Here is a 24854-nt window from a genome sequence, read left to right as displayed (position 1 = left end):
TGATGACCGCACTTTTTCACTCCTCCCCCAGCCTGCGCGAAGAGCGGCTCCCCGGCGGGGCGCACACCTCGTTAATTTTGCGCAAAGGTCAGATCCTGCGCCTGACCGATATCGACGGCGGGGCCAACGTCAGCATGATGATGCTTAATCCCCACGAGAAGAGCGAGCGCCTGAATCTGCCGGACACCCTCAAGGGCCAGCATACCGCGCGCCTGACCGCCGGGCACTGTTTCTACTCCGATATGGGGCGCGTCCTGGCCGGGATCGTTGCCGACAGCTGCGGCTGGCACGACCCGTTCGGCGGGGTGCTCAACGCCGATGAGACGCGTGAAAAATATGGCGCAGGACGCTACCAGGAGCTGCGCAACGGCTTCTATCGCAACGGCGTCGATAACCTGCTGGTCGAGATGGGCAAGTGGGATCTGGGCCTGGAAGACCTGCTGATGGTGGTTAACTTCTTCAGCAAAGTGACCGTCGATGAGGACGGCAGTTTCCGCTTTATCCCCGGCAACAGCCGCGCCGGAGATTACGTTGAGCTGTTTGCGCCGATGGATGTCCTCATGGTACTGACCGCGCTGCCGCATCCCCAGGACCCGGCCGCGGAATACGCCCCGCGGCCGATTCAGCTCAGCTGGTACCAGGCCGACGATGCGCAGGCGACCGCGGAAGCGCTCTTTACTCGCGATGAAAACCAGCGCGCGTTCCTCAACACCCAACTTTTTGCCCTGTAAGGAGGCTGCGATGCGTCTTATCACCAGTAACCGTCGTCCTGAAGATGCCGTCTATCGCCATGTGATCCCGGCAGGGGAACCCTGGCTGTTTGAGGTACAAAAAGGGCAAACCCTGCGCCTGCTAGACCTCGAAGGCAACCAGGCCATCGATACTCTGTTTTACAACGCCGATAACCCCCGCGAACGCTACGATCCGCAGCGCACGCTGCGCCGCCAGGGCAATGCCTATCTGACCACCGGCAGCGTGCTCTATTCCAATCTGGGCAATCCGCTGCTGACCATCGTTGCTGATACCTGCGGTCGCCACGATACCCTCGGCGGCGCCTGCGCCCAGGAGAGCAACACCGTGCGCTACGCCCAGGATAAACGCTATATGCACAGCTGCCGGGATAATTTCCTTTGCGCCTGCCTGCACGATGGTCGCCTGCACAAGCGCGATATCGGCGCCAACATCAACTTTTTTATGAACGTCCCGGTCACCCCGGAAGGCGGTCTGACCTTTGAGGACGGCATATCGGCGGCGGGGAAATACGTTGAGCTGCGCGCCGAGTGCAGCGCCGTGGTGCTGATTTCCAACTGTCCGCAGTTGAACAATCCCTGCAACGGCTGGAACCCCACGCCCGCCGAGGTGCTGGTATGGAACTGACCCGCTGGCAGCGCTGGCGCCTGTTGGCCTTTCGGCTCTTCGCCGTCCGCGCCGATCGCCTGAACAGTACGCCGACGCGCAAACCTTAAGCGCCGGTTCACCCCGGGGACGACCTCAGGGGAACATCGAATTTTTGCGGGACGACCCGCGACCCTGTGAGTTCCGCTTATGTTTGATACCTTACTGATTGCCAACCGCGGCGCGATTGCCTGCCGCATTCTGCGCACCCTGCGCGCGATGCAGGTGAAGGGCGTCGCCGTCTATTCCGAAGCCGACCTGAGCAGTCTGCATATCCGCGACGCCGATGAAGCCCTCAGCCTCGGCGACGGCCCGGCGGCGCAAACCTATCTGGCCACGGAGAAGATCATTGCCGCCGCGCAGCAGAGCGGCGCCCGGGCGATCCACCCCGGCTACGGCTTTCTGTCGGAGAACGCGGCCTTCGCCGAGGCCTGCGAAGCGGCGGGGCTGGCCTTTGTCGGCCCAACCCCGCGGCAGCTGCGCGTCTTCGGCCTGAAGCATACCGCCCGCGCCTTAGCCAAAGCCGAGGGCGTGCCGCTGCTGGAGGGCAGCGAACTGCTGGCCGACAGCGACGAAGCCTGCCGGGCGGCGGAGGCGGTGGGCTATCCGGTGATGCTTAAAAGCACCGCCGGCGGCGGCGGGATCGGCATGCGCGTCTGCCGCGACGCTCGTGAGCTGACGGAGGCGTTCGCCACGGTGCAGCGGCTGGGGCAAAACAACTTCAGCGACGCCGGCGTATTTCTCGAAAAATATATCGAACGCGCCCGCCATCTGGAGGTGCAAATCTTCGGCGACGGGCGGGGGGACGTTATCGCCCTCGGGGTGCGCGACTGTTCGGTACAGCGGCGTAACCAGAAAGTGATTGAAGAGACGCCCGCGCCGAATCTGCCGGAAGGCACCGCGCAGGCGCTATGCGCGGCGGCTATCGCGCTGGGTAAAGCGGTGAGCTACCGCAGCGCCGGCACGGTGGAGTTCGTCTATGACAGCACGGCGCGGCAGTTTTATTTCCTCGAAGTGAATACCCGGCTGCAGGTTGAACACGGCGTCACCGAGCAGGTGTGGGGCGTTGATCTGGTGCGCTGGATGATTGAGCTGGCGGCGGGCGATTTACCCCCGCTAGACGTGCTGGCCGCCGGGTTACGGCCTCAGGGGCATGCTATTCAGGCGCGGCTTTACGCCGAGGATCCGGGACGGCAGTTTCAGCCGTCTCCCGGACTGCTAACGGAAGCCATCTTTCCACCGGCGGACGGCGCCGCCCTGCGTATCGACCGCTGGGTGGAAGCCGGCTGCGAAGTGCCGCCGTTTTTCGACCCGATGCTGGCGAAAACGATCGCCTGGCGCCCCAGCCGCGATGAGGCTATCGCCGGCCTGGCGCAGGCGCTGGCGGAGACCCGCCTGTACGGCGTAGAAACCAACCGCCTGTACCTGCTGCAAATTCTTGGCTTTGCGCCGTTTACCGAAGGCGAGCCCTGGACCCGCTGCCTTGAGCAGCTGCGCTACCGGGCGGCCACCGTGGAGGTGCTGAGCGCCGGGACCCAGACCAGCGTGCAGGACTATCCGGGACGTCTCGGGTACTGGGCGGTGGGCGTACCGCCGTCGGGGCCGATGGACGATCGCGCCCTGCGTCTCGGCAACCGTCTGCTGGGTAATGCCGAGGGAGAGGCCGCGCTGGAAATCACCCTCAACGGGCCGACCCTGAAATTTAATACCGACGTTCAGGCGGTGGTGTGCGGCGCGCCGCTGGCGGTGACGCTCGATGGCGTTGACCAGCCGCTGGACCGCGTTTTTACCATTCCGGCGGGGGCGACGCTGAAGCTGGGCGCGATAAACGGCGCGGGGGTCAGAAGCTATCTCTGCCTGAGCGGCGGTATTCAGGTGCCGGACTATTTGGGCAGTAAAAGCACCTTTACCCTCGGCCAGTTTGGCGGCCACGGCGGACGGGCGCTGCGCGGCGGCGACGTGCTGCATCTGGCGCCGCGCGCCGCCGCCAGAGTCGGGGATCAACTGCCCGCCGCGCTCCGCACGGCGCTTGCGCAGGTACGGACGCTGCGGGTGATTTATGGCCCCCACGGCGCGCCGGAGTTTTTTACGCCGGCGTATATCGCGACTTTTTTCGCCACCGACTGGGAGGTTCATTTTAACTCCAGCCGCACCGGCGTGCGCCTGATTGGACCCAAGCCGCTGTGGGCCCGCGACAGCGGCGGCGAAGCGGGACTGCATCCGTCGAATATTCACGATAATCCTTACGCGGTGGGCGCGGTCGATTTTACCGGCGATATGCCGGTGATCCTCGGGCCGGACGGGCCGAGCCTCGGCGGTTTCGTCTGCCCGGTCACCGTTATTGAAGCCGACCTCTGGCAGTTAGGCCAGCTCAAGGCCGGGGACAAAGTACGTTTCGTGGCGGTAGATTTACCCACCGCCCGGCGGCTGGCACAAGGGCGGCGCGCCGAACTGACGACCCTAAGTCACCAGGCGATAGCCTGGCAGCCCGCGCCGCTGACGTCGCCTGTCGTCATGACCTGCGGCGAGGCGGATAAACGCCTGGTGGCGCGCCTTTCCGGCGATACCCACCTGCTGCTGGAAGCCGGGGAGCCGGAGCTGGATCTGGTGCTGCGTTTCCGCATTCATGCCCTGATGCAGGCCCTGGAGGCGCAATCCGCAGAAGGCGTGATTGATATCACGCCGGGGATCCGCTCGCTGCAAATTCATTTCCAGCCGGAAACCCTGCCCCTGGAGACGCTGCTGGCCCGGGTGCGCGGCGAGTGGTCCACGGTATGCCTGAGCGACGATCTGCAGGTGCCGACGCGCGTGGTGTATCTGCCGCTCTCCTGGGACGACCCGGCCTGCCGCAAGGCGATCGATAAATACATGACCACCGTACGCCAGGACGCGCCGTGGTGCCCGAGCAACCTTGAGTTTATCCGCCGGATTAACGATCTGCCTGACGAGCAGGCGGTATGGAATACGGTGTTTGACGCCAGCTATCTGGTCATGGGGCTGGGCGATGTTTATCTCGGCGCGCCGGTGGCGACGCCGCTCGACCCGCGCCATCGCCTGGTCACTACCAAGTACAACCCGGCGCGCACCTGGACGGCGGAAAACTCGGTCGGCATCGGCGGGGCCTATCTGTGCGTCTACGGCATGGAGGGACCCGGCGGCTATCAGTTCGTTGGCCGGACCTTGCAAATGTGGAATCGCTACCACGACGTGGCGGATTTTGCCGGCAAACCCTGGCTGCTGCGTTTCTTCGACCAATTGCGTTTCTATCCGGTTTCGGCCGAAGAGCTGCTGCAAATTCGCCGCGATTTTCCGCTCGGACGCTACCCGCTGCGCATTGAGAACAGCACGCTGCGGCTGGCGGAATACCAGCAGTTTCTCCACCGCGAAGCGCACAGCATCGGCGCGTTTCGCGAGCATCAGCAGCGGGCGTTTAACGCCGAACGCGATCGCTGGATAGCCAGCGGCCAGGCCCATTTCGACAGCCAGGAGGGCGCCGTGGATGAGGGCGGCGACGCGCCGCTGCGTCAGGGCGAGCAGGGGGTGGAGAGCCCGATTTCCGGCAACTTATGGCAGGTACAAACCGCGGCAGGCAGTCGGGTTCGCGCGGGGGATGTGCTGGTCGTTCTGGAGTCGATGAAGATGGAGATCCCGCTGCTGGCCCCCTGCGACGGCGTTATTCAACAGGTTCACGTGCAGCCGGGCAGCGCGGTGCGCGCCGGGCAGCGGGTGGCGGTGATTATTGAGGAGAAGGCATGATGCAGCAGACGTTTGATTTACGCCTGGCGACCCTGGCGGCAGACTATCGCAACGGCAAAACCACCCCGCGCCGTCTGCTGGCGGAAGTGCGCCAGCGGGCGCAGGCGCTGAACCCCGAATTCCGCTTATTTATCCATATCCTGAGCGAAGAGGAGCAGGAGCCGCTTCTGGCGGCGCTGGAAGGCCTCTCGCCGACCGAGCTGCCGCTATACGGCGTGCCGTTCGCCATCAAAGACAATATCGATTTGGCGGAGATTATCACCACCGCCGCCTGCCCGGCGTTTGCTTACCGGGCGGAGCAGAGCGCGACGATTGTCGCTCAGCTGATCGCGCTGGGGGCGGTGCCGGTCGGTAAAACCAATCTCGATCAGTTCGCCACCGGCCTGAACGGTACCCGCTCGCCGTACGGTGCTTGCCGCAACGGCTATCTTGCAGATTACCCATCCGGGGGCTCCAGCGCCGGTTCCGCGCTGGCGGTGGCGCTGGGCGTCGCCAGCTTCTCGCTGGGAACGGACACCGCCGGCAGCGGCCGCGTCCCGGCGGGGCTGAATAACCTGGTGGGTCTGAAGGCCACGAAAGGGCTGATCTCCACCGCTGGGGTCGTGCCCGCCTGCCGTACGTTAGACTGTGTGACCTTTTTCAGCGCCACCGCCGACGAGGCGAGCCAGCTGCTGGCGCTGGTCGCGCAGTACGATCCGCTGGATGCCTGGAGCCGCCATAATCCGCAGTGGAACAGCCGTCAGGCGTTCGGCAGGCCGGCAGCCGGTTTTCGTTTTGGCGTTCCGCGCGAGCTGAATTTCCTCGGCTGCAGCGCAAGCGAGCGTCTGTTTACCCAGGCCCGGCAGCGGCTGACGGCGCTGGGTGGGGTGGCGGTTGAGATCGAATTCGCGCCGTTTCTGGCGGCAGCCCGACTGCTGTATGACGGACCGTGGGTCGCCGAACGTTACGCGGTAGTCGGCCCGTTGATGGCGCGGCAGCCGGAGGCGGTGCTGCCGGTCATTCGCGAGGTGCTGGCGAAAGCGCCGGATACCGACGCCACGGCGACCTTTAAGGCGATTTATCAGCTACAGCAGTACAAAGCCCGGTGCGACGCGATCCTCGAGACCCTCGACTGCGTGCTGACGCCAACCTATCCGCGTCCGGTGACGCTCGACGAGCTGCAAGCGGAACCGATCGCGCGCAACGCCGATCTCGGGTATTACACCAACTTTATGAACCTGCTGGACTACGCCGCGGTGAGTGTGCCGTGCGGATTTATGCCGGACGGCTTGCCCTCCGGCGTTACCCTGTTTGGCCGGGCATTTACCGACCAGTATTTGCTCAGCCTGGCCGACGCGTTTCAGCGAGCGGAGCGGCTGCCGCTGGCCGGCGGGACGCGGCTGGAAACCCCGCCGCCCGAACGCGCCGCCGGTCATGACCGGATGGCGCTGGTTGTTTGCGGCGCGCATCTTGCCGGCCTGCCGCTAAACGATCAGCTGCTGGCGCGGGGCGGCCAGCTGCTGCAGGAAACCCGCAGCGCGCCGCACTATCGTTTGTACGCCCTCGCGGACGGTAAGCGCCCGGCAATGGTTCGCGATGAGAGCGGCGGGGCGGCGATTGCGGTTGAAGTGTGGGAGCTACCCAGCGCGGAGGTCGGTTCGCTGCTGGCGGCCATTTCCGCGCCGCTGGGCTTAGGGAAAGTTGAGCTTGCCGACGGACGCCGGTTAACGGGCTTTATTTGCGAAGCCGAAGGATTAGGCGAAGCCACGGAGATTACCGCCTACGGCGGCTGGCGCGCCTGGCTGGCGCGCTAGGACATCATCACCTCCGTCGAAGTCCCGAGGGAGGTGATTTTTGTGACGACGTCACGTTTCTAACATGCTGAAACATTTCTGCCAAATCATTAGCAACCTTTCGATAGGGCTCTCGCTGCGATAACGCTATTCTTCCCCGCTTTTCCTTTTTCAGGCCCTTTGTAACCCAGGTATATGACCGCTAATGTCCCTAATGAGAGATGAAATTCGCGACCATTCAGCGGAAGAGATGCTATTTATCCGCCGAGCCGTCATTGCGTTTCTACTGGTGGTGGTCTGCTTTGCCATCCTGATCCTTAATCTTTACCGTTTGCAGGTCGATCAGCACGATTTTTATCAGACGCGTTCAAACCAGAACGACATTAAAATGCTGCCCATCGCGCCGAGCCGGGGGCTGATTTTCGACCGCAACGGTATCCCGCTGGTACAAAATATTACCCTCTACCGTTTGCAGGTGATCCCGAGCAAAATCGCCGATATGACGGCGCTGCTGCAGCAGCTGACGCCGATCGTCGATTTAACCCCGCAGGATATCGCCGATTTTCGCGACGATATGCACCACAACAGCCGCTACAAAGAGGTGACCTTAAAAGCGGACCTGAGCGATGTTGAAGTGGCGCGTTTTGCGGTCAATGAGTTTCATTTCCCCGGCGTCACGGTGGAGAGCTACCAGCAGCGCGCATACCCCTACGGGGCCGAACTGGCGCACGTGGTTGGCTACGTATCGAAAATCAACGACAGCGATCTGCAAAAGCTGGCCAAAGCGGGGGAAGAGGAGAACTACGCCGCCGACCATAATATCGGCAAGCAGGGTATCGAAGGCTACTACGAGAAAGCGCTGCACGGTACCACCGGATATCAGGAGGTCGAGGTGGATAACCACGGGCGGGTGGTGCGCCTGCTGAAAGAGGTGCCGCCGGTGGCCGGGAAGAACATCTACCTGACGCTGGATCTGCACCTGCAGCAGTATATCGAGTCGGTACTGAAGGGGCAGCGCGCGGCGGTGGTGGCCGTCGATCCGCGCGATGGCGGCGTGCTGGCCATGGTGTCGAGCCCCAGCTACGATCCCAATCCCTTTGTCAGGGGCATCGGCTATCAGGCCTACCGTTCGCTGCTCGATAACCCGGACCGGCCGCTGATTAACCGGGTCACCCAGGGTCTCTATCCGCCCGCGTCGACGGTGAAACCCTACATGGCGCTGTCGGCGCTATCAGCGGGCGTTATCACGCCAACCACCTCCTTCTTCGGCGCGCCGACCTGGACGCTGCCGGGAACCCAGCGCCGCTACCGCGACTGGCTGAAGAGCGGCCACGGCATGCTTAACGTCACCAAAGCGATAGAAGAATCGGCGGACACCTTCTTCTATCAGGTAGCGTTTGAGATGGGTATCGACCGTATTCACGAGTGGCTCAGCAAGTTCGGTTACGGTCAGTCAACCGGCATCGATCTTAACGAAGAGTATGCCGGGGTGCTGCCGAGCCGGGAGTGGAAACAGCGGGTGCATAAAAAACCGTGGTATCAGGGCGATACCATTTCCGTCGGTATCGGCCAGGGCTACTGGATTGCCACGCCGATCCAGATGGTCAAGGCGCTGACGACCCTGATTAACAACGGCAAAGTGCAAAACCCGCATCTGCTTTACTCCATGAAACAGGGGAATAAGGTTGAGCGCTATCAGCCGCCGCAGGATCTGCCGCAGGTTGGCGATCCGCGCTCGCCTTACTGGGGCGTGGTGCGCAACGGCATGTACGGCATGGCGAACCTGCCAAACGGCACCGGCTATAAGCTGTTCCATACCGCGCCGTACCAGATCGCCGCCAAGTCCGGGACGTCCCAGGTGTTCAGCCTGAAGGAGAACCAGACCTATAACGCGAAAATGATCCCGGTGCGCCTGCGCGACCATATCTTCTACACCCTGTTTGCGCCGTATCAGCATCCGAAGGTGGCGATGGCGCTGATTCTGGAGAACGGCGGCGGCGATGGCGTGGTAGCGGGACCGACGGCGCGCGCCATCCTCGACCATATCTTCGACCCGGCCAACGCGCCGGCGGTACAGGGCGCGGCCTCGACGGTGCCGCAGGTGGAGAGCGCCGACGCGCAGTAGCGGTTATTCGCGGAGAGCATAAGCGTTGGCGGATTGGTTATTTGCCGCCGCCGGCGCTTTTGCGCATAGTAGCGTTCTGTGTTGCTGTGAAAAAGGCGCTCTGATGTCGTTAAGCCGAAATACCCTTCTTCTTGTCCAGACCGGGACTCCGCCGGATGAAATCGTCTCCGACCACGGCGATCTTCCCCTCTGGTTTGGCAATCTGCTGGCGCCGTGGCGCAATAAAATCAGTGTGGCGCGGGTGTATGCCGGCGAGCCGCTTCCCGCGCCGGACAATAATACCGTGGCGGTGATTACCGGCTCCTGGGATATGGTCACGGAGCGCCTGCCGTGGAGCGAAATGACCGCCGCATGGATCCGCGAGGCGATGGCGATAGAGATGCCGCTGTTTGGCGTCTGCTACGGGCATCAGCTAATGGCGCACGCGCTGGGCGGCGAGGTGGACTACCATCCAGCCGGACGCGAAGCGGGAAGTAAAACCATTTCACTGTCCGCACACGGCCTGGCTGATCGTCTGCTGGCTGACCACCCGGCGCCGTTCAGCGCGCACCTCACGCATATGCAAACGGTCACCCGATTACCGCCGGGGGCGACGGTGCTGGCCTCGTCGCAGCACGATCCGCACCAGATTGTGCGCTACGGCGCGCATGCCGTATCTACGCAGTTTCATCCGGAGATCACCCCGGCGATTGCCCGCTCGCTGATCGCGTTCCGTCAGTCGGCGCTGCGCAACGAGGGGGTTGACCCGGACAGGCTGAGTCGTGACGTTGCGGAGAGCCCGGTGGCCTCGGCGATTTTGACCCGCTTTGTCGCAGGCTACCTGCAGCCGGATCTGAACCTGGCTTAACGTTAGCGCTGTTTTTCCGCGAGCCAGGCCGCCGTTTCAGCCAGGATTTCGTCGGAAAACGCCGAATCCGCGGTCATCCGCGCCAGAATTAACGCGCCGACCATGGCCGACCAGCTGCCAATCGCCGCGCGACGGCGGGCTTCAGCGTCTTGATCATCCATCGCTTCACTGAGCTGGTCTATGTGCTGCCGCAGCCGGGCGGTCATTTCATCGCGCGCGGGTTCGGACTGGCGGATGGTCTCCGCCGCCAGCGCAGCCAGCGGGCAGCCGTTGGCAAAATTATCCCGGTGTTCGGGGGAGAGATAGCGTTCAACGCGCGACGCGAAGTCGTTTTCCGTCGTCTCGCTTTCGATCTTCAGTTCCGCGAGGGTTTGGGCGATCAGGTCATCCTTCGATTTAAAGTAGCCATAAAATCCGCCGTGGGTCAGACCGGCTGATTTCATAATATCGGTGACCGTGACCGCGTCAAAACCCCGCTCGCGAAACAAGCGTCCGGCGGCGGTCAGGATTATCTGCTTATTCTCTTCAACCTGTTTTCTGCTCACTCTCATGGCGTCGTCCTGCTGCGAAATTATTTATGATGACCATCATATAACATTATTTACAGTATACCCAACCCGTGCCATTATACATGACGATCATCATGTATAAATTCAGGAGTACATCTATTATGAGCAGCAAATCAGCGGTACTGGTAACCGGCGCATCGACCGGAATTGGCGCAGTCTATGCCGAACGTTTTGCCCGCCGCGGCCACGACCTGGTGCTGGTCGCGCGTAACCGCGAGCGTCTGACGGCGCTGGCCGAGCGACTGCGCGGTGAAACCTGTGTTCAGGTCGACATCCTGCAGGCCGATTTAACCCAGGATAGCGACATCATCGCCGTGGAGCAGCGCCTGCGGGAAGACGCGCGTATTGGGATTCTGGTCAATAATGCCGGTACCTCGATTCCCGGTGATTTCCTCCACCAGAGCAGCGACGATATCACTCGCCTGATTACCCTCAACGTGACCTCAGTGGCTCGCCTGGCGAACGCCATCGCGCCGCGTCTGGCCGAAGCCGGAGAGGGGGCGATTGTCAACATCGCGTCGGTCGTTGGGCTGGGTCCGGAAATGGGGTTGACCGTCTACGGCGCCACGAAAGCCTTTGTGCTGTTTCTCTCGCAGGGGCTCGATGTTGAGCTGAGCGCGAAAGGCGTATACGTCCAGGCGGTACTGCCGGCGGCGACGCGCACCGAGATTTGGCAGCACAGCGGCAAAGATGTGGATACCATTCCCGGCGTCATGGAGGTGGATAAACTGGTCGATGCCGCCCTGGTGGGGTTCGACCGCCGCGAATCGGTGACTATTCCGCCGCTGCATGATGAAACGCAGTGGCAGGCGCTTAACGCGACGCGTCAGGCCATGCTGCCCGGCTTTGCGCAATCTGAACCGGCGGCGCGTTATCTGGGGTGATCGGCTGTTTGTATTACCGTGTATCGGAAAGGAGAGTCGATACACGCTTATGGCGCGCATTTCGAATACAAGTACATCCCGGAGGCGGCGCCAGGGGCGTCTGTCCGGGATGATGGCTGTGAACCTGTAGCCCGACAGGTGCGCAGCACCGCCTCCGGGAAATACAGTGACAACGTCACAAATTCAGGACGAAACCCAATAAAAAAAGCCGATAAGGTGAGTTATCGGCTTTCGAGGTTAGTGCGAGAACGAACTTACTGCGCCAGCAGCTCCTGGGCGGTACGCTCGACCAGGCTCAGCAGCACCTTCACGTCCTCTAACGTCACGATCGGGTTCAGCAGCGTCAGCTTCAGGCAGGTGACGCCGTTGTGCTCGGTCACGCCGACGTTAGCGCGGCCGGAAGCCAGCAGCGCATCGCCAACCCGCTGGTTGAGCAGGGCGATCGCGGCATCGTCGCTGCCCGCCATCTGCTGCGGACGCGAACGGAACAACACGCTCGCCAGCTGCGGCTGCATGACCAGCTCCAGCGTCGGCTGCGTTGCGACGTAATCCGCCACGTTCAGCGCCATCGTCACGCCGTGATCGATGATTTCCGCGTACTGCTTCTGGCCCAGCGCTTCCAGACCCATCCATAGCTTCAGCGCGTCGAAGCGGCGGGTGGTCTGCAGCGATTTGGACACCAGATTCGGTACGCCGTGCTCTTCATCGAACTCGGAGTTCAGATAGGCCGCCTGATAGCGCATCAGCTCATAGTGGCGGGCTTCTTTTAACAGAAACGCGCCGCAGCTGATGGTCTGGAAGAACTGCTTGTGGAAATCCAGGGTGATGGAGTCCACTAACTCAATGCCGTCCAGACGGTCGCGATACTTCTCGGACATCAGCAGCGCGCCGCCCCAGGCCGCGTCGACGTGCAGCCAGATCTGGTGCTCTGCCGCGACGGCCGCAATCTCGCGCAGCGGGTCAATCGCCCCCGCATCGGTGGTGCCGGCGGTGGCGACGATCGCCATAATCTGCTCGCCGTTAGCCTGCGCCTCGGCGATTTTCGCTTTCAGATCCGCCACGTCCATCCGCGCGAATTCGTCGGTTTTCACCAGCGTCACGGAGCGGTAGCCGAGGCCCATCAGCGCCATATTCTTCTGCACCGAGAAGTGGGCGTTTTCTGAACACAGCACTTTGTACTGACGAATATCGCCCGGCAGACCATCCTGCTGGATGGAGTGCCCCCGGCGGGCGAAGAAGGCATCGCGCGCCAGCATCAGGCCCATCATGTTGCTCTGGGTGCCGCCGCTGGTGAAGACGCCGGCATCGCCAGCGCCGTAGCCGACCTGGGCGCGCAGCCATTCAATCAGCTTGATCTCGATGATGGTCGCTGACGGGCTTTGGTCCCAGGAGTCCATACTCTGGTTGGTGGCGTTAATCAGCACTTCCGCCGCCTGGCTAATCACCAGGCTCGGGCAGTGCAGATGCGCCACGCACTGCGGGTGATGTACCGACAGGCTGTCTTTCAGGAAGTACTCGATCGCACGTTCAATCGCCGCCTGGTTGCCCAGACCCTGTTCGTTGAAATCAAGGGTGATGCGCTCACGCAGTTCATCAACGCTTTTCCCCTGATACATTTCAGGCTGCTGCAACCACTGCGCTACCGCCTGGCTGGTCTGGGCGATCGCCTGCTGGTAGGCATCAATACTTTGCGCGGAACCAGCAAGAATCGGATTCAATTTGGACATTGCGGTCACTTACTCCACTCAGACCGGTTTTACGCCGGCGGCCAGCAGGGCCTGTTCAAATTTGTCGAAGAAAATTTCCAGCTCAGCGTTGCTGATCAGCAGGGACGGCAGCAGGCGCAGCACGCAGCCGTGGCGGCCGCCGCGCTCGAGGATCAGACCCGCTTCGAAGCATTTCTTCTGCAGCAGCGCGGAGAGTTCGCCATCCGCCGGGTAGCAGCCCATGTGGTCCGGCGCTTCGTTCGGTTTAACGATCTCGATGCCGATCATCAGGCCCAGACCGCGAACGTGGCCGATAACCGGATAGCGTTTCTGCATCTCGGCCAGCTTGCCTTTCAGCCATTCGCCCTGAGCGGCGGTTTTATCCGCAATCTTATTATCTTTCAGGTGGCGCAGGGTGGTCAGGCCGGTGGCCATCGCCAGCTGGTTGCCGCGGAAGGTGCCGGTGTGGTGACCCGGTTCCCAGGCGTCGAACTGCTTTTTGATACCGAGAACGGCCAGCGGCAGACCGCCGCCAACGGCTTTCGACATCACGATAATGTCCGGCTCAATGCCAGCGTGTTCAAAGGCGAAGAATTTACCGGTACGGGCAAAGCCAGCCTGAACTTCATCGATGATCAGCAGAATGCCGTGCTCCTGCGTCACTTTACGGATGCGCTGCAGCCATTCCACCGGAGCCGGGTTCACGCCGCCTTCACCCTGAACGGCTTCAAGGATCACCGCCGCCGGTTTACGCACGCCGCTTTCGACGTCGTTGATCAGGTTTTCGAAGTAGTAGGTCAGCGCTTTCACGCCGGCTTCGCCGCCGATACCCAGCGGGCAGCGGTACTGGTGCGGGTAAGGCATAAACTGCACTTCCGGCATCATGCCGTTAACCGCCGCTTTTGGCGACAGGTTGCCGGTGACGGACAGCGCGCCGTGGGTCATGCCGTGGTAACCGCCGGAGAAGCTGATCACGGAAGAGCGACCGGTGTATTTTTTCGCCAGCTTCAGCGCCGCTTCAACGGCATCAGCGCCGGACGGACCGGTGAACTGCAGGCAGTATTCTTTGCCTTCGCCCGGCAGCAGGGAAAGCAGGTATTCAGAGAAGCGATCTTTTAACGGTGTCGTCAGATCGAGAGTATGTAACGGCAAGCCGCTGGTAATGACACTTTGGATGCTCTGCAGCACGTCAGGATGGTTGTGGCCGAGTGCCAGAGTACCGGCGCCGGCAAGGCAGTCCAGATACTGTTTGTTATCCGCATCGGTCAGCCAGACGCCTTCCGCTTTGGTAATCGCAAGGGGCAGCTTGCGCGGGTAGCTCCTGACATTCGATTCGAATTCAGCCTGACGGGCCAAAAAGGTATCGTTGTTTGCATCTAATAAATCTGCGCCTAAAGTATCAATACGGACTTTATCCGTCATCATATCACTCCCACAACCAGCGTTACGGTTGAGCGCTGGTTGAATAAATTGGTGTAAGAAATTGAATCGCCATGCATTAAAGCGGGCACAATATATGGCTTTTTAGATACGCATTCAACGTTTTATTGATTAAGGTATATTTACGTTATTTTTACACTGGCGAAAATCAACCTAATTGATTGATTTAAAATGAATATTTTAAGGGGTGAAAGACCTTTAAAATTGTAATTATTAGTGAGGAAGTTTCTCGATTTTTATTAACGTTACGCGGATATTGCTGGCGAAAAGTTTCCGCCAGCAATGGCATGACTCAATGCAGCTCAACCGCATAATTCGTTAAAGGTGTGACTTTTTTCACCAACTTATTGTTATATAAAAACTGTTCATAAGCTTCATAGCGAGGTTTATCCAGCGCCGCCGGATCGCTGGCAAACAGAGGAAGGGTTTTCAGCCATGCCTGCTTGTTCAGTTCGGTATTGAGCTCGGGATGCGCGGCGGCAAACGCCTGCCAGGTCTCCTGAGGATGGGCGCGCAGGTAAGCGACGCCTTTTTGCAGCGCCTTGAGGAACGCCTTAATCTTCGCCGCGTTTGCTTCATCACGATTCGCGACAATCACCAGCTCGTCGTAGGCCGGTACGCCGTAATCCTCGACGTTCATCACCTGCGGATCTTTCCCCTGTAGCTTCAGCTCCAGCGCTTCGATATTACGATAGCCGCCGATGACCGCATCGACCTGGCCGGCCAGCAGGGCGCTGGTCAGCTGGAAGTTCACGTTGATGAGCTTGATGCTTTTGGGGTCGATGTGCGCGTGCTGCGCCATGGTGGCCAGCGTCGCCTGTTCGATACCGCTCACCGAGTAACCCACTTTTTTGCCTTGCAGATCGGCGGGGGATTTGATGCTTTTATCCAGCGCGATCACCGTGTTCAGCGGTGAATTAATCAGGGTGCCGACGCGGACCAGCGGCAGCCCTTCATCAGCAAAAAAATGGACCTGCGGCTGGTAGGTAATCGCCAGGTCCGCCTGGCGGGCGGCGACTAAGCGCGGCGGCAGCGCCGGGTCGGACGGCGGCACGATTTTGACGTCCAGGCCCGCCTCTTTAAAGGCGCCGATCTGTTCGGCCACCACGATCGGCGCATGATCGGGGTTGATATACCAGTCCAGCACCAGGGTGAGTTTCTCGTTGGCCAGCGCCTGACCGCTGAACAGCACGCCAAGGGCCATTCCGCTATAAAGATGTTTACGCATGGTTATTCCTTCTGTTTAAAATCGTTATTCCGGCGTCCAGTCGATCAGCCGGTGTAAAAAAGCATCCACCGCCAGCCAGAGCAGGACGGTCAGCACCACCAAAATAAACAGGGCCGCGAAGCAGATATCGGTTTGCAGGCGGGCGTTGGCGTTAAGCATCACGTAGCCCAGGCCTTCGGCTGAACCGACCCATTCGCCGATAATCGCCCCGATGGGGGCAACGGCGGCGGCCATCCGCAGGCCGGAACCAAGGGCCGGAAGGGCGGCCATCATGCGAACGTGGCGCAGCTGTGCGCCAAAAGAGGCCCCCATGGTGCGCGCCAGATCGAGATAGTCGCGGTTAACCCGGCGCAGACCGTCAAAAAACGCCGAGGTGACGGGAAAGAAAATCACCAGCACCGCCATCATCACCTTGGCGCCCATGCCAAAACCGAACCACAGCACCAGCAGCGGGGCGAGGGCAAAGACCGGGATCGCCTGGCTGGTCAGCACCAGCGGCATCAGCCAGCGCTGAAGGCGCGGCGAGACAATCATGCACAGCGCCAGCGTCACGCCGAGTAGGGCGCCAAGCACGAGGCCGCTGAGGATCTCGCTCAACGTGATCAGCGTGTGTTCGCCGAGGTACGAGCGGTTGACCCACAGAGCGCTTGCCACCGCCGAGGGTGAAGGCAGCAGAAAGGCGGGAATGCCGCTGCGGCTCGCCAGCCACCAGAGCAGCAGCAGGCCGCAGAACACCACGGCGGCGCGAAACAGTTTTGCGCTCATCCGTTAGCCCTTATCAGCTGTTGCAGCAGCTCCGCCTGGCTGGCCAACAGCGCCGGATCGTCCGGCGCGCGCGGCGGCATGCCGGACAGGCGATGCGCGTCGTCAATCCCGCCGGGAGCGGGGGAAAGGACCAGCAGACGATGGCTCAGGCGGCAGGCTTCCATCGGGTCGTGGGTAATCAGCACGACGGTGCGGTTCACCAGGAGTTCCGCGGCCAGGGTCTGAATGCGCGTCCGGGTCAGGGTATCGAGCGCGGAAAAAGGTTCGTCCATCAGCACAATGGGGCGGTCTTCATAGAGCGTGCGCGCCAGCGCCGCACGCTGGCGCATGCCGCCTGAGAGGGCGGCCGGGCGGTCGCCGGCGCAGTGTTCAAGACCAACCTGCTGTAACAGCGCGGCAACCCGCCGATGGTCTACGCGCTCTCCGCGCAGACGCGCGCCAAGCGAGACGTTGTCGCGCACGCTTAACCATGGATAAAGCAGATCTTTTTGTCCCATCCACGCCAGCCGTTTATCTATTGGCTGCCCGTCGCTGGCGCGAACGTCACCGGCGGTAGCTTTTGCCAGCCCGGCGATAATGCGCAACAGGCTGGTCTTTCCAGCGCCGCTGGCACCCAGCAGCGAAACCCACTGGCCGCCGGGGATAGCGAACGTCAGATTGTCGAATATCCGCCGCGCGCCAAAGCGCAGGCTCAGACCGCGCACCTGGATACCGGGCGCCGTCACGCCGGGCGCTCCGCGACGGCGTTGAGGCCCATCTGCCAGAAGTTAGCCTCCAGACGCGTTGCGGTGGTGAAAATAGCGCTGAGTTCGGCGAAACGCGCCTCGCCGCCGCGCTGCTGCCAGAGGGTTTCCAGCAGACCGATGGCGTTATTGACGCCGTTCAGGTAACCCTCATCGCCGTAGTTGCGGATCCAGGAGGCATAAGGATTGGCGGTCAGCCGGGTCGCCGGATCGTGCAGCAGGCCGAGGCCGATTTCCGCGTAGCCGGCAACGCAGGGCATCAGCGCCGCCAGCAGATCCAGGGCGTCGCCGGAGTGGCCGATGTCCAGCACGTAGCGGGTATAGTTAACGGTTTCCACGGCTTCCGCTTCGGCGGCCATCGTCGCTTCATCCAGCCCCCATTCCCTGCAGTAGCCGACGTGCAGCGGCAGCTCGTCAATAATGGCGTTCATCGACGCGGCGGCGACGCGCATTTCCGCCAGGGTACGCAGCTTGCTGACCAGCAGCGCGTAGCTGCGGGCGAAATGGATCAGAAACAGGTAATCCTGCGTCAGATAGCGGCGGAAGGCGGATTCGGGCAGGGTGCCATCGGCGAGCTGGCGCAGGAAGGGGTGGGCGACGTAGTGCTGCCAGTCGGCGCCGGCCTGCTGACGCAGACGACCATAAATACCCTGGGTAAACGCGGGAAGAATCACAGGACCTCCTGAAACAAGGGAGATCCGGGCGTGCTGAATGAAGTGTGAACAGGCAATGGCGCAAAACTGGCGGAAATGCCGACCCGTCCCTTCGCTGGCATGACCCAGATCAGGTTCAAAGGGTTCGGCTTGCGCCATCTCAGCCCTCACGGGACACCCCTCGGTTTGGCCCCTGTTATACGACATTCCCTTTTTGATTACAATGCTGTGAATTTGCCGGGGATAGGTGACGTTGTCACTTTTAAATATCTCAATAAATGGCTATTGCGCATCGTTTGCGCCCGGTGGCGGCTGACGCCTTACCGGGCGCGTATTATCAGAGGATCAGTGAAACGCTACCCAGCTGGCCCCGTTGTCTGCTGAACGTACGCAGCTCTCTACCCAATGCACGCCGAGCGCCCCGGCTTTGGCATCCGGATACCAGAAGTTTTCCAGCAAGGCCGAATCGCGACGGTCGGTTGCATCCATGGCAATGGCAAAGCGGCGATACAGATTCGACCAGGCCTCAAACAGCCCTTCGGGATGGCCGCCGCCAATCCGGTCGTCCTGCAGGGCCAGCGGGTCAAGATAGGGCATACCGCGTTCGAGGATGCGCACCGGCTCGCCCTGAATTTCGTAGCGCAGCTGGTTCGGCTGTTCATCCCACCACTCCAGGCTAGCTTTCTCCCCGACGATGCGGACTTTCTGTCCGTGCATTGAGCCGCTGTTGACCGCCGAGCACCACATCGACCCTACGGCGCCGTTGTCGTACTCCATCAGCACATGCGCGTTATCCTCCAGCGGTGCGCGGCTTTTGACAAAACTCTGGCGGGAGCACATCAGGCGAGTGATATTAAGCTTCGGCGCCATGGTCTCCGCCAGGAACAGCGGGTGGGTGGCCAGATCGCCCAGCACGTAGCTGGGACCAACAAATTTCGGGTCCACCCGCCAGCGGGTGCTGGGGTTATCCTGCTCTACCGGCTGGTTATGGAAACCGTGGGCGAACTGCATATTGATGATGCGGATCTCGCCCAGCAGCCCCTGTTCAATCATCTGCCGAGCCTGCAGAATCAACTGATGCCCGGCGTAGCCGTAGGTGACGCCGATGATTTTGCGCTGTTTTTCGCTCAGGGCCACCAGCGCATCGGCCTCTTCGCCGGTAAAACAGAGCGGTTTTTCGCAGACCACATGCAGTCCGGCCTCAAGCGCCGCGCGACAAATGGCGTAGTGGGTGTTATTCGGCGTGGCGATAGAAACCGCTTCAATGCCGTCTTCCCGCGCCGCTTCTTCGCGAAACAAGGTTTCGTAGTCGGGGTAACAGCGTCCGACGTCCACGCCCAGCTGCTGGCCAAACTCGCGCCCGCGCTCTGCATCAATATCAAAAGCCCCGGCCAGCAGGGTAAACGATCCGTCGCGCAGCGCCGCGGAGCGGTGAATATAGCCAATCTGGCTGCTTCCGCCGCCGCCCACCATGCCCCAGCGTAAGGAGCGGCCTACAGGTTTAATACCGTTAATCATCTGTTTTCTCCCGATTAAAACCCAACGGATCGCAGGTAGCGCAGGCTTTCCGTGACCGCCTGCAGGCTGCCCTCGACGTTGCGCGGATCGCGCTCTTGCTCAATGGTGATCCAGCCCTGATAGCCGCGCTTGTCGAGAAAGGCGCGCACCGCCGGATAGTCAATGGCGCCGCTGCCAAGCGGGCACATCACCCCCTCCGCACAGGCCGAGAAGAAGTCGATGCCGCGGGAAATCACGCTAGCGAACACCTGCGGGTCAACATCTTTAAAATGCAGGTAGTCAAGGCGGTCAAAATGGCGATCCAGCCAGCTGATGGGGTCCATGCCCGAATAGTAGAGGTGGCCAGTGTCGAGACACAAACCGGCCACCTCATGGGGAATCTGCGTCGCCAGCAGGTCGATTTCATCGGCAAACTCGATGCAGCCGCCGGCGTGAGGATGGATAACCGGACGCACGCCGTACTCCTGCCACGCCAGTTTGCTGATAGTGATAATGTGGTCGATCATCCGCTGCCAGTCGGCGGGTGACAGACGGGGGGCCAGCTCGCCGCGTCCGGCATATTTCGCCCGCTGCGGATTGCCGAAATCAATAATGACCAGATAAGGCGGCTGGAAGGGGTTACCCGGCGTCTTTTCCGCGGCCGGTACCTGCGACAGATTGCGGCAGAGGTTATGCGTCAGTTCGACAATATTCGCGAAGTTCTCTTCGCTGACCAGATCGTCGAAGATCGTTCCGGCAACCAGCGACAGCCCCTGTTTATTCAGCGCGGCGCTGAGTTCATCGGCCCGGGTCGGCAGATAGCTCCACGGGCCCAGTTCAATGCTTTTATAACCGGCCGTCGCCGCTTCTTCCAGCACCTTGGGCCACGGCGGCAGGTAAGGGTTTTTGGGATCATCGACGCCCCAGCTGCACGGCGCGTTGGCAATATGTATGGTCATGATGGCTTCCTTTTCTGATGAGGAGAAAACATGACCAGTATTGAATGAAAATTTCATATTCAACAATGATGAAATTTAAATTCTTTGATGGGATTCAAGATTTATTTTGATAGCATAAATGATGGTTTTTTATCAAATATAGCGCTGAAGCGGAGCGCGGCGGCTTTATCCGCGCCTGCGTCAATCAGAGGTTTTCTTTGGTGAGGAGGTCAAACGGCTGCAGAGCGTTGATAAACGTCGCCCGCGGCTGGCTGACTGCCTGGATAAAGGCGTTAATTGTCGCCGCAGCGAACTCGCTAAGCCGGTGCGCAAGCATAAGATCGACGGTGCCGTCGATTAACGCCAGCTCGCCGTTGTCTACCGGGCCATGGCAAATCAGGGTGACCTGGTGCTGGCGTTGACGCGCGCGCAGGGCGTCGACAATACCTTCCACGCCGCCGCAGGGCGCGTAAATGGCCTTCAGATCCGGGTACTGTTGCAGCATCTCTTCCGTCACCTGGCGCGCGACATCGGCACGTTCGTGGCTGCGCACCGGTTCAAGCACACGATCGCCTTTGCCCTGTTCGCGCAGGTAGGAGCGGAAACTTATCTCGCAGCTTTCCTGACAAATAAACCGATTATCGCCGACGATAATCCCAATTTCGCCGTCGCCGTGACAGAGCCTGTCCACCGCCCAGCCGGCGGTGCGGCCCGCTTTCTGGTTATCCAGCCCGATATAGCCGGTACGCTGGGGAATGCTCATATCGGAGAGCAGGGTGAAGACGTGCACCCCTTTATCAATCGCCTGAATGAGGGCATGGCGGATAAGCGGATTATCCAGCGCCACAATGCCGATAACATCCACTTCAGCGCTCAGGCGGCCGATCGCGGCGGCCATATCGTCGATGGCGTTAATATCATAATGCAGAAAAACGGGGGCCTGCGTCGGGCTATGCCACGCGAGTGCCGCCTGTTCAAGCGCCTGCGCCAGCTGTTGATAAAACGAGTGTGACGGCTGCAGCAGGATAAACCCCATTCTGAGGGCTATCGCCGACTGGCCGGCAGCCAGCCGATAGTGGGATTGCTCAAGCGCGAAGCCTAATCGCCGCGCGGACTCGAGTACTTTACGTTCGGTGCTCTCTTTGACGGCGGCCCGTTTATTGAGCACTCTGTCTACCGTCGCAATACCCACTCCGGCGTCTCTGGCTATGTCGGTCATGGTCACTTTTTTCGCTGACATCGGTCTCTTCCTTTGAGGTTATTGATAAAAATCTATCATTATTTGCGCGGGCAAAAAGCGAAGCCACTCAGGGTTTATAAAAAAATGGCGAAGCGTCTGCTTCATTGAGCTGATATTCAGGCGGCGGGGACTACACTAAGTGCATCACTAATAATGGAACAGGATGCCATGACCTATTCACTCTCGAGAAAATTCCTCGCCGCCACCTCTGCGCTGCTGCTGCTTTCAATGAGCGCGGTACCGGCTAGCGCCGCTGGCGACAGCACCGATGCCGTCTCTCCGCTCAACGCCGCGAATGGCTTAAGCGAAGCGGCAAAGCAGTACCTCCTGCATTATCCCTCCCGCAGCGGCGTTGACGGTAAAACCGCCCGCGAAGATACCGCCGCGGTATTTATTCCCTTTGGCGCGACGCCGGAAGGGGGGTGGCCTGTGGTGGTCTGGGCTCACGGTACCGTGGGCGTGGCGAACCACTGCGCGCCGTCGTTAAACCCGCGCAGCGATCGCGATAAGCAGTATCTGAATACCTGGCTGTCGCTGGGCTACGCGGTGGTCGCGCCGGATTATGCCGGGCTGGGCTCTGCTGGCCTGCACCATTATCTTAACGCCCGCGGCGAAGCGTGGAGCGTTCTTGATGGCGTTCGCGCCGCCCTGAAGCAGTTTCCGCTTAAGAATGAGCTTATTCTGGTAGGGCAGTCGCAGGGTGCGCACGCCGCGTTCGCCAGCGCGGGATATCAGCCGGAATATGCGCCGGAGCTGAACGTTCGCGCGACGGTGCTGACCGGTACGCCTTATTTTGAGAAAGGAACCACCGCCGCCGACGTGCTTCCACCGGCAGCCGGCAAAGCGCCGACCGGAGGCGACCCGAAAATACCCTATATTTTCTATATTTATCTGTCTGCCGCCGACAGCAACCCGCAGCTTAATCCGGCTGATTATTTCCAGGATAAGGCGCTGCCGCTGCTGAAAGAGGCAAGCAATTTATGCATTACGCCGTTAAACGATGAGGTCATGAAGGCCGGTCTTAATGCCGCTAACTCACTTAAGCCGGGAATAGACTCCCTGTTAAACGCCAGCGTGGGCAGCATGCTTTATCCGACCCTGAAAATCGATCACCCGGTGTTTATCGGTATTGGCGGCGCGGATATCAACGTGCCGACGGCAATGCAAAAACGCTTTGCCGATGCGGTAAAAAGCGCGGGAACCCGGGCGGAGGTTCATATTTATGCCGGCCTGGATCATAGCGGTACGGTTAACCCGTCTTTACGCGACTCGGTACCGTTTCTGATTAAGACGCTGAACGATAAGCGATAGTGCCGGCAGGCCGCCCTGAGCGATGGGGCGGACTTCGATTACCAGTATTTAGGGATCAGATAGCCATACATCACGACCGCGACAACAATCATCAACGTAATAATCGCCCAGTCCGCTTTTAGTGATTTTACTGCGTTCATAAGTTCCTCTTTTTTCAATGAATCATCGGGGAACCTTACCGCCGCCGCGCGCGATAGAAGGTGATGAAGATCACACATTAAAATTTGTCATACAAATAAAGTGTGTCGATTTTTAAATTTTCTCAGCAATATTTTGTCCGCTCATTCGTCTACCTCTGCACAGGCTAATATTCACGAGCATTATGAGGTAAACAGAAGATGAGAGATTTCGATATGCACGGTCAGCATCACCATCAGCGCTTTGGTCGTCACAGAATGGCAAAACCGCTTATTATCGGCGTGGCGTTAATCGCCGTGCTTGGGCTGGTGGTGATGTCGCTGTGGAATGCGCTGCTGCCGGCAATTCTTGGCGTGAAGAGCATCGGTTTCTGGCAGGCGTTAGGGATTCTGGCGCTGTCGCGGATCCTGTTCGGCGGCCTCGGTTTTCGGCCGGGCATGTTTGGCATGGGGCACGCCCGGCGGCGGATGCATGAACGCTGGATGAACATGAGCCCCGAGCAGCGCGAGGAGTTTGCTCAGCGCTTCGGCCGCCGCGGGCATCACGGCCCCTGCGGCTGGCGTGACCGCCGAGGCGAGCATGGGCCGCAGCAGGAGAGTCCAGCTAAAAACGCGGATCCCGAGTGAACACAATGAAAAACGGCACCGTGGCGGAGTCACGGCTTGTTTCCGCCCTCAACGCCTGCCGGTCGCGGCTGAAGGCTTTTATCCGCGGACGGACCCCGCTGCGCGATGAGGCGGACGATATCCTGCAGGAAGTGACGTATCAGCTCATTCGCGTCGAACAGCCGGTGGAGAATATCGCCGCCTGGCTGTTTCGGGCGGCGCGTAACGAAATGACCGACAGGGCGAGGAAAAAACGCGAGCTGCCGCTGACGGGCGGCTTCAGCGAGGAGGAGGAGGGCGATTTTCCTGAGGACGAGCTGGCCGAGACGCTGTTTGGCGTGCCGCAAACGCCGGAGGATGAGTATCTGAAAGCGCTGCTCTGGGAGGAGCTAAACCAGGCGCTTTCGGAGCTGCCGCCCGCCCAGCGTGAGGCATTTGAGAAAACCGAACTGCAGGGCTATAGCTACCGGGAGCTGGCCGAAGAGTCCGGCGTCAGCGAGCAGGCGCTGCTCTCGCGTAAGCATAAAGCCGTTCTCTACCTTCGCACCCGCCTGCGTAGCCTGTACGATGAGCTCCTCGCCGGTTAGGCGTATTCCGGCCCCGTTCACAGGGCGCCGGATGATGATGGCTTATAGCCCCAGGCCGTGAGGAACACGCTAATCGCGCATTCGGCGAGCGGCTCCAGCATTTCTGCCGTTAGCGCATTTTGCGCAATTAAGGCTCCCGGCAGCGGATAGCCCATAATCGCGCCGAGAAACGCCGTTGCCTGGAGCTGCGGGTCGCTGAGGGTCAGCTGGCCCTGATCTCGTTTCTTCGCGAGGATATCGCTGAGCGCCTGCAACACGCGTCCCGAGGGGCGCTGCTCTAGCGTGACGTACAGCTCCGGTTTTTGCACCAGCACCTGGATGAGCAGGCGTTGAAAGTGGATGTTTTCCGGTGCATAAAAATGGTGCTGGACAACCCTGGCGAATCCCCGCAGCAGCGCCGGCAGATCCTGCTGGCTGTCCTGTAGAAGCTGTTGCAGGGGCGGCTGCATAGCGTCGTTGAGAAAGGCGAACGTCTCCAGCAGCAGCGCGTCTTTTCCGCCGGGGAAATGGCTGTACAGCGTCGGGCGCGTGGTTCCCGCTTCGGCGGCGATGGTATCCAGAGACACATCAAGCCCGTGCTGCAGAAACAGCGCCCGGGCGGTTTGTAAAATGCGTGGGCGGGCTTTCATCGGCCGCCCGCGTTGATTTCCCATCA

The 24854-nt window shown here is 60.6% G+C and carries 22 protein-coding genes and 1 riboswitch; of the genes, 10 read left to right on the top strand and 12 right to left on the bottom strand.

What is annotated here, in order from left to right; translation table 11 throughout:
- The first annotated feature begins 2 nt into the window (after positions 1-2).
- The 6 genes from GUC22_RS13390 to GUC22_RS13365 all read left to right on the top strand — a co-directional run bounded on the left by GUC22_RS13390 (position 3) and on the right by GUC22_RS13365 (position 9895).
- Positions 3-731 (top strand): urea amidolyase associated protein UAAP1, encoded by a 729-nt coding sequence (locus tag GUC22_RS13390; protein WP_064342652.1) that lies wholly within the window; start codon positions 3-5, stop codon positions 729-731.
- Between the two features lie 10 nt (positions 732-741).
- Complete coding sequence (locus GUC22_RS13385; RefSeq protein WP_004138008.1) at positions 742-1377, top strand: urea amidolyase associated protein UAAP2; 636 nt, start codon at positions 742-744, stop codon at positions 1375-1377.
- A gap of 168 nt (positions 1378-1545) precedes the next feature.
- Positions 1546-5151 (top strand): urea carboxylase, encoded by a 3606-nt coding sequence (gene uca / locus GUC22_RS13380; RefSeq protein ID WP_064371758.1) that lies wholly within the window; start codon positions 1546-1548, stop codon positions 5149-5151.
- Positions 5148-6944: an allophanate hydrolase gene (gene atzF, locus GUC22_RS13375; RefSeq protein ID WP_160183575.1), complete on the top strand. Its 1797-nt coding sequence runs from the start codon at positions 5148-5150 to the stop codon at positions 6942-6944. The genes uca and atzF overlap by 4 nt, the downstream gene beginning before the upstream one ends.
- 184 nt (positions 6945-7128) lie before the next feature.
- Positions 7129-9048, top strand: a complete 1920-nt coding sequence (gene mrdA / locus GUC22_RS13370; protein ID WP_049090384.1) for a penicillin-binding protein 2 — start codon at positions 7129-7131, stop codon at positions 9046-9048.
- A gap of 103 nt (positions 9049-9151) precedes the next feature.
- Complete coding sequence (locus GUC22_RS13365; RefSeq protein ID WP_098362682.1) at positions 9152-9895, top strand: glutamine amidotransferase; 744 nt, start codon at positions 9152-9154, stop codon at positions 9893-9895.
- Positions 9896-9897: 2 nt separating this feature from the next.
- Here the strand turns inward: GUC22_RS13365 and GUC22_RS13360 are convergent, their stop codons facing one another.
- Entirely contained in the window at positions 9898-10446 is a 549-nt protein-coding gene (locus GUC22_RS13360; protein ID WP_064342655.1) for a TetR/AcrR family transcriptional regulator, read from the bottom strand.
- Positions 10447-10565: 119 nt separating this feature from the next.
- On the opposite strand from GUC22_RS13360, the gene GUC22_RS13355 reads away from it, so the two are divergent.
- Entirely contained in the window at positions 10566-11348 is a 783-nt protein-coding gene (locus GUC22_RS13355) for an SDR family NAD(P)-dependent oxidoreductase (RefSeq protein WP_101868239.1), read from the top strand.
- A gap of 254 nt (positions 11349-11602) precedes the next feature.
- Here the strand turns inward: GUC22_RS13355 and GUC22_RS13350 are convergent, their stop codons facing one another.
- From GUC22_RS13350 to GUC22_RS13310, 9 genes are all read right to left on the bottom strand, one after another.
- A complete protein-coding gene (locus GUC22_RS13350) occupies positions 11603-13084 on the bottom strand; it encodes a pyridoxal phosphate-dependent decarboxylase family protein (protein WP_162626001.1) in 1482 nt (493 codons plus the stop codon).
- 9 nt (positions 13085-13093) lie between these two features.
- Positions 13094-14479, bottom strand: coding sequence for a diaminobutyrate--2-oxoglutarate transaminase (locus GUC22_RS13345; protein ID WP_024358191.1), 1386 nt, complete (start codon positions 14477-14479; stop codon positions 13094-13096).
- A 307-nt stretch (positions 14480-14786) separates the two neighbouring features.
- A complete protein-coding gene (locus GUC22_RS13340) occupies positions 14787-15722 on the bottom strand; it encodes an ABC transporter substrate-binding protein (protein WP_102649818.1) in 936 nt (311 codons plus the stop codon).
- Positions 15723-15746: 24 nt separating this feature from the next.
- Positions 15747-16487 carry an ABC transporter permease gene (locus tag GUC22_RS13335; protein WP_032711032.1) on the bottom strand — a complete coding sequence of 247 codons (741 nt, stop codon included), beginning with the start codon at positions 16485-16487 and terminating at the stop codon, positions 15747-15749.
- On the bottom strand, positions 16484-17212 hold the full coding sequence (locus tag GUC22_RS13330) for an ABC transporter ATP-binding protein (protein ID WP_024358188.1): 729 nt from the start codon (positions 17210-17212) through the stop codon (positions 16484-16486). The genes GUC22_RS13335 and GUC22_RS13330 overlap by 4 nt, the downstream gene beginning before the upstream one ends.
- Positions 17209-17904 (bottom strand): TenA family protein, encoded by a 696-nt coding sequence (locus GUC22_RS13325; RefSeq protein ID WP_024358187.1) that lies wholly within the window; start codon positions 17902-17904, stop codon positions 17209-17211. The genes GUC22_RS13330 and GUC22_RS13325 overlap by 4 nt, the downstream gene beginning before the upstream one ends.
- A 69-nt stretch (positions 17905-17973) precedes the next feature.
- A riboswitch (TPP riboswitch) is annotated at positions 17974-18075 on the bottom strand.
- 153 nt (positions 18076-18228) lie between these two features.
- Positions 18229-19401: a Gfo/Idh/MocA family protein gene (locus tag GUC22_RS13320; protein WP_024358186.1), complete on the bottom strand. Its 1173-nt coding sequence runs from the start codon at positions 19399-19401 to the stop codon at positions 18229-18231.
- Positions 19402-19415: 14 nt separating this feature from the next.
- Positions 19416-20339: a sugar phosphate isomerase/epimerase family protein gene (locus GUC22_RS13315; protein ID WP_160183574.1), complete on the bottom strand. Its 924-nt coding sequence runs from the start codon at positions 20337-20339 to the stop codon at positions 19416-19418.
- Between the two features lie 184 nt (positions 20340-20523).
- Positions 20524-21558 (bottom strand): LacI family DNA-binding transcriptional regulator, encoded by a 1035-nt coding sequence (locus GUC22_RS13310; RefSeq protein WP_024358184.1) that lies wholly within the window; start codon positions 21556-21558, stop codon positions 20524-20526.
- A gap of 168 nt (positions 21559-21726) precedes the next feature.
- Here GUC22_RS13310 and GUC22_RS13305 point away from each other — a divergent pair, with 168 nt between their 5' ends.
- Positions 21727-22869 carry an alpha/beta hydrolase gene (locus tag GUC22_RS13305; protein WP_024358183.1) on the top strand — a complete coding sequence of 381 codons (1143 nt, stop codon included), beginning with the start codon at positions 21727-21729 and terminating at the stop codon, positions 22867-22869.
- 38 nt (positions 22870-22907) lie between these two features.
- Here the strand turns inward: GUC22_RS13305 and ykgR are convergent, their stop codons facing one another.
- Positions 22908-23009, bottom strand: coding sequence for a small membrane protein YkgR (gene ykgR / locus GUC22_RS27545; protein ID WP_004137159.1), 102 nt, complete (start codon positions 23007-23009; stop codon positions 22908-22910).
- A gap of 198 nt (positions 23010-23207) precedes the next feature.
- Here ykgR and GUC22_RS13300 point away from each other — a divergent pair, with 198 nt between their 5' ends.
- The gene (locus tag GUC22_RS13300; protein WP_004120488.1) at positions 23208-23633 is read left to right on the top strand and encodes a hypothetical protein; all 426 of its coding nucleotides are present in this window, start codon (positions 23208-23210) and stop codon (positions 23631-23633) included.
- Positions 23634-23638: 5 nt separating this feature from the next.
- Positions 23639-24199, top strand: a complete 561-nt coding sequence (locus GUC22_RS13295; protein WP_024358182.1) for an RNA polymerase sigma factor — start codon at positions 23639-23641, stop codon at positions 24197-24199.
- Between the two features lie 17 nt (positions 24200-24216).
- Here GUC22_RS13295 and GUC22_RS13290 read toward each other — a convergent pair whose 3' ends face one another.
- Positions 24217-24852, bottom strand: coding sequence for a TetR/AcrR family transcriptional regulator (locus tag GUC22_RS13290; protein ID WP_024358181.1), 636 nt, complete (start codon positions 24850-24852; stop codon positions 24217-24219).
- Positions 24853-24854: the final 2 nt, after the last annotated feature.

The sequence above is a fragment of the Klebsiella sp. MPUS7 genome, from assembly GCF_009905335.1.
Lineage (GTDB): Bacteria > Pseudomonadota > Gammaproteobacteria > Enterobacterales > Enterobacteriaceae > Klebsiella > Klebsiella grimontii.
Note: the sequence above shows the minus strand (reverse complement) of the source record. Positions and strands in the feature narration are given on the sequence as shown.

Excerpts from the sequence above, each read along its gene's own strand:
- GUC22_RS13390 (WP_064342652.1), top strand. The coding sequence starts at position 3 with ATGACCGCACTTTTTCACTCCTCCCCCAGCCTGCGCGAAGAGCGGCTC.
- GUC22_RS13385 (WP_004138008.1), top strand. The coding sequence starts at position 742 with ATGCGTCTTATCACCAGTAACCGTCGTCCTGAAGATGCCGTCTATCGC.
- uca (WP_064371758.1), top strand. The coding sequence starts at position 1,546 with ATGTTTGATACCTTACTGATTGCCAACCGCGGCGCGATTGCCTGCCGC.
- atzF (WP_160183575.1), top strand. The coding sequence starts at position 5,148 with ATGATGCAGCAGACGTTTGATTTACGCCTGGCGACCCTGGCGGCAGAC.
- mrdA (WP_049090384.1), top strand. The coding sequence starts at position 7,129 with ATGTCCCTAATGAGAGATGAAATTCGCGACCATTCAGCGGAAGAGATG.
- GUC22_RS13365 (WP_098362682.1), top strand. The coding sequence starts at position 9,152 with ATGTCGTTAAGCCGAAATACCCTTCTTCTTGTCCAGACCGGGACTCCG.
- GUC22_RS13360 (WP_064342655.1), bottom strand. The coding sequence starts at position 10,446 with ATGAGAGTGAGCAGAAAACAGGTTGAAGAGAATAAGCAGATAATCCTG.
- GUC22_RS13355 (WP_101868239.1), top strand. The coding sequence starts at position 10,566 with ATGAGCAGCAAATCAGCGGTACTGGTAACCGGCGCATCGACCGGAATT.
- GUC22_RS13345 (WP_024358191.1), bottom strand. The coding sequence starts at position 14,479 with ATGATGACGGATAAAGTCCGTATTGATACTTTAGGCGCAGATTTATTA.
- GUC22_RS13340 (WP_102649818.1), bottom strand. The coding sequence starts at position 15,722 with ATGCGTAAACATCTTTATAGCGGAATGGCCCTTGGCGTGCTGTTCAGC.
- GUC22_RS13335 (WP_032711032.1), bottom strand. The coding sequence starts at position 16,487 with ATGAGCGCAAAACTGTTTCGCGCCGCCGTGGTGTTCTGCGGCCTGCTG.
- GUC22_RS13320 (WP_024358186.1), bottom strand. The coding sequence starts at position 19,401 with ATGATTAACGGTATTAAACCTGTAGGCCGCTCCTTACGCTGGGGCATG.
- GUC22_RS13315 (WP_160183574.1), bottom strand. The coding sequence starts at position 20,339 with ATGACCATACATATTGCCAACGCGCCGTGCAGCTGGGGCGTCGATGAT.
- GUC22_RS13310 (WP_024358184.1), bottom strand. The coding sequence starts at position 21,558 with ATGTCAGCGAAAAAAGTGACCATGACCGACATAGCCAGAGACGCCGGA.
- GUC22_RS13305 (WP_024358183.1), top strand. The coding sequence starts at position 21,727 with ATGACCTATTCACTCTCGAGAAAATTCCTCGCCGCCACCTCTGCGCTG.
- ykgR (WP_004137159.1), bottom strand. The coding sequence starts at position 23,009 with ATGAACGCAGTAAAATCACTAAAAGCGGACTGGGCGATTATTACGTTG.
- GUC22_RS13300 (WP_004120488.1), top strand. The coding sequence starts at position 23,208 with ATGAGAGATTTCGATATGCACGGTCAGCATCACCATCAGCGCTTTGGT.
- GUC22_RS13295 (WP_024358182.1), top strand. The coding sequence starts at position 23,639 with ATGAAAAACGGCACCGTGGCGGAGTCACGGCTTGTTTCCGCCCTCAAC.
- GUC22_RS13290 (WP_024358181.1), bottom strand. The coding sequence starts at position 24,852 with ATGGGAAATCAACGCGGGCGGCCGATGAAAGCCCGCCCACGCATTTTA.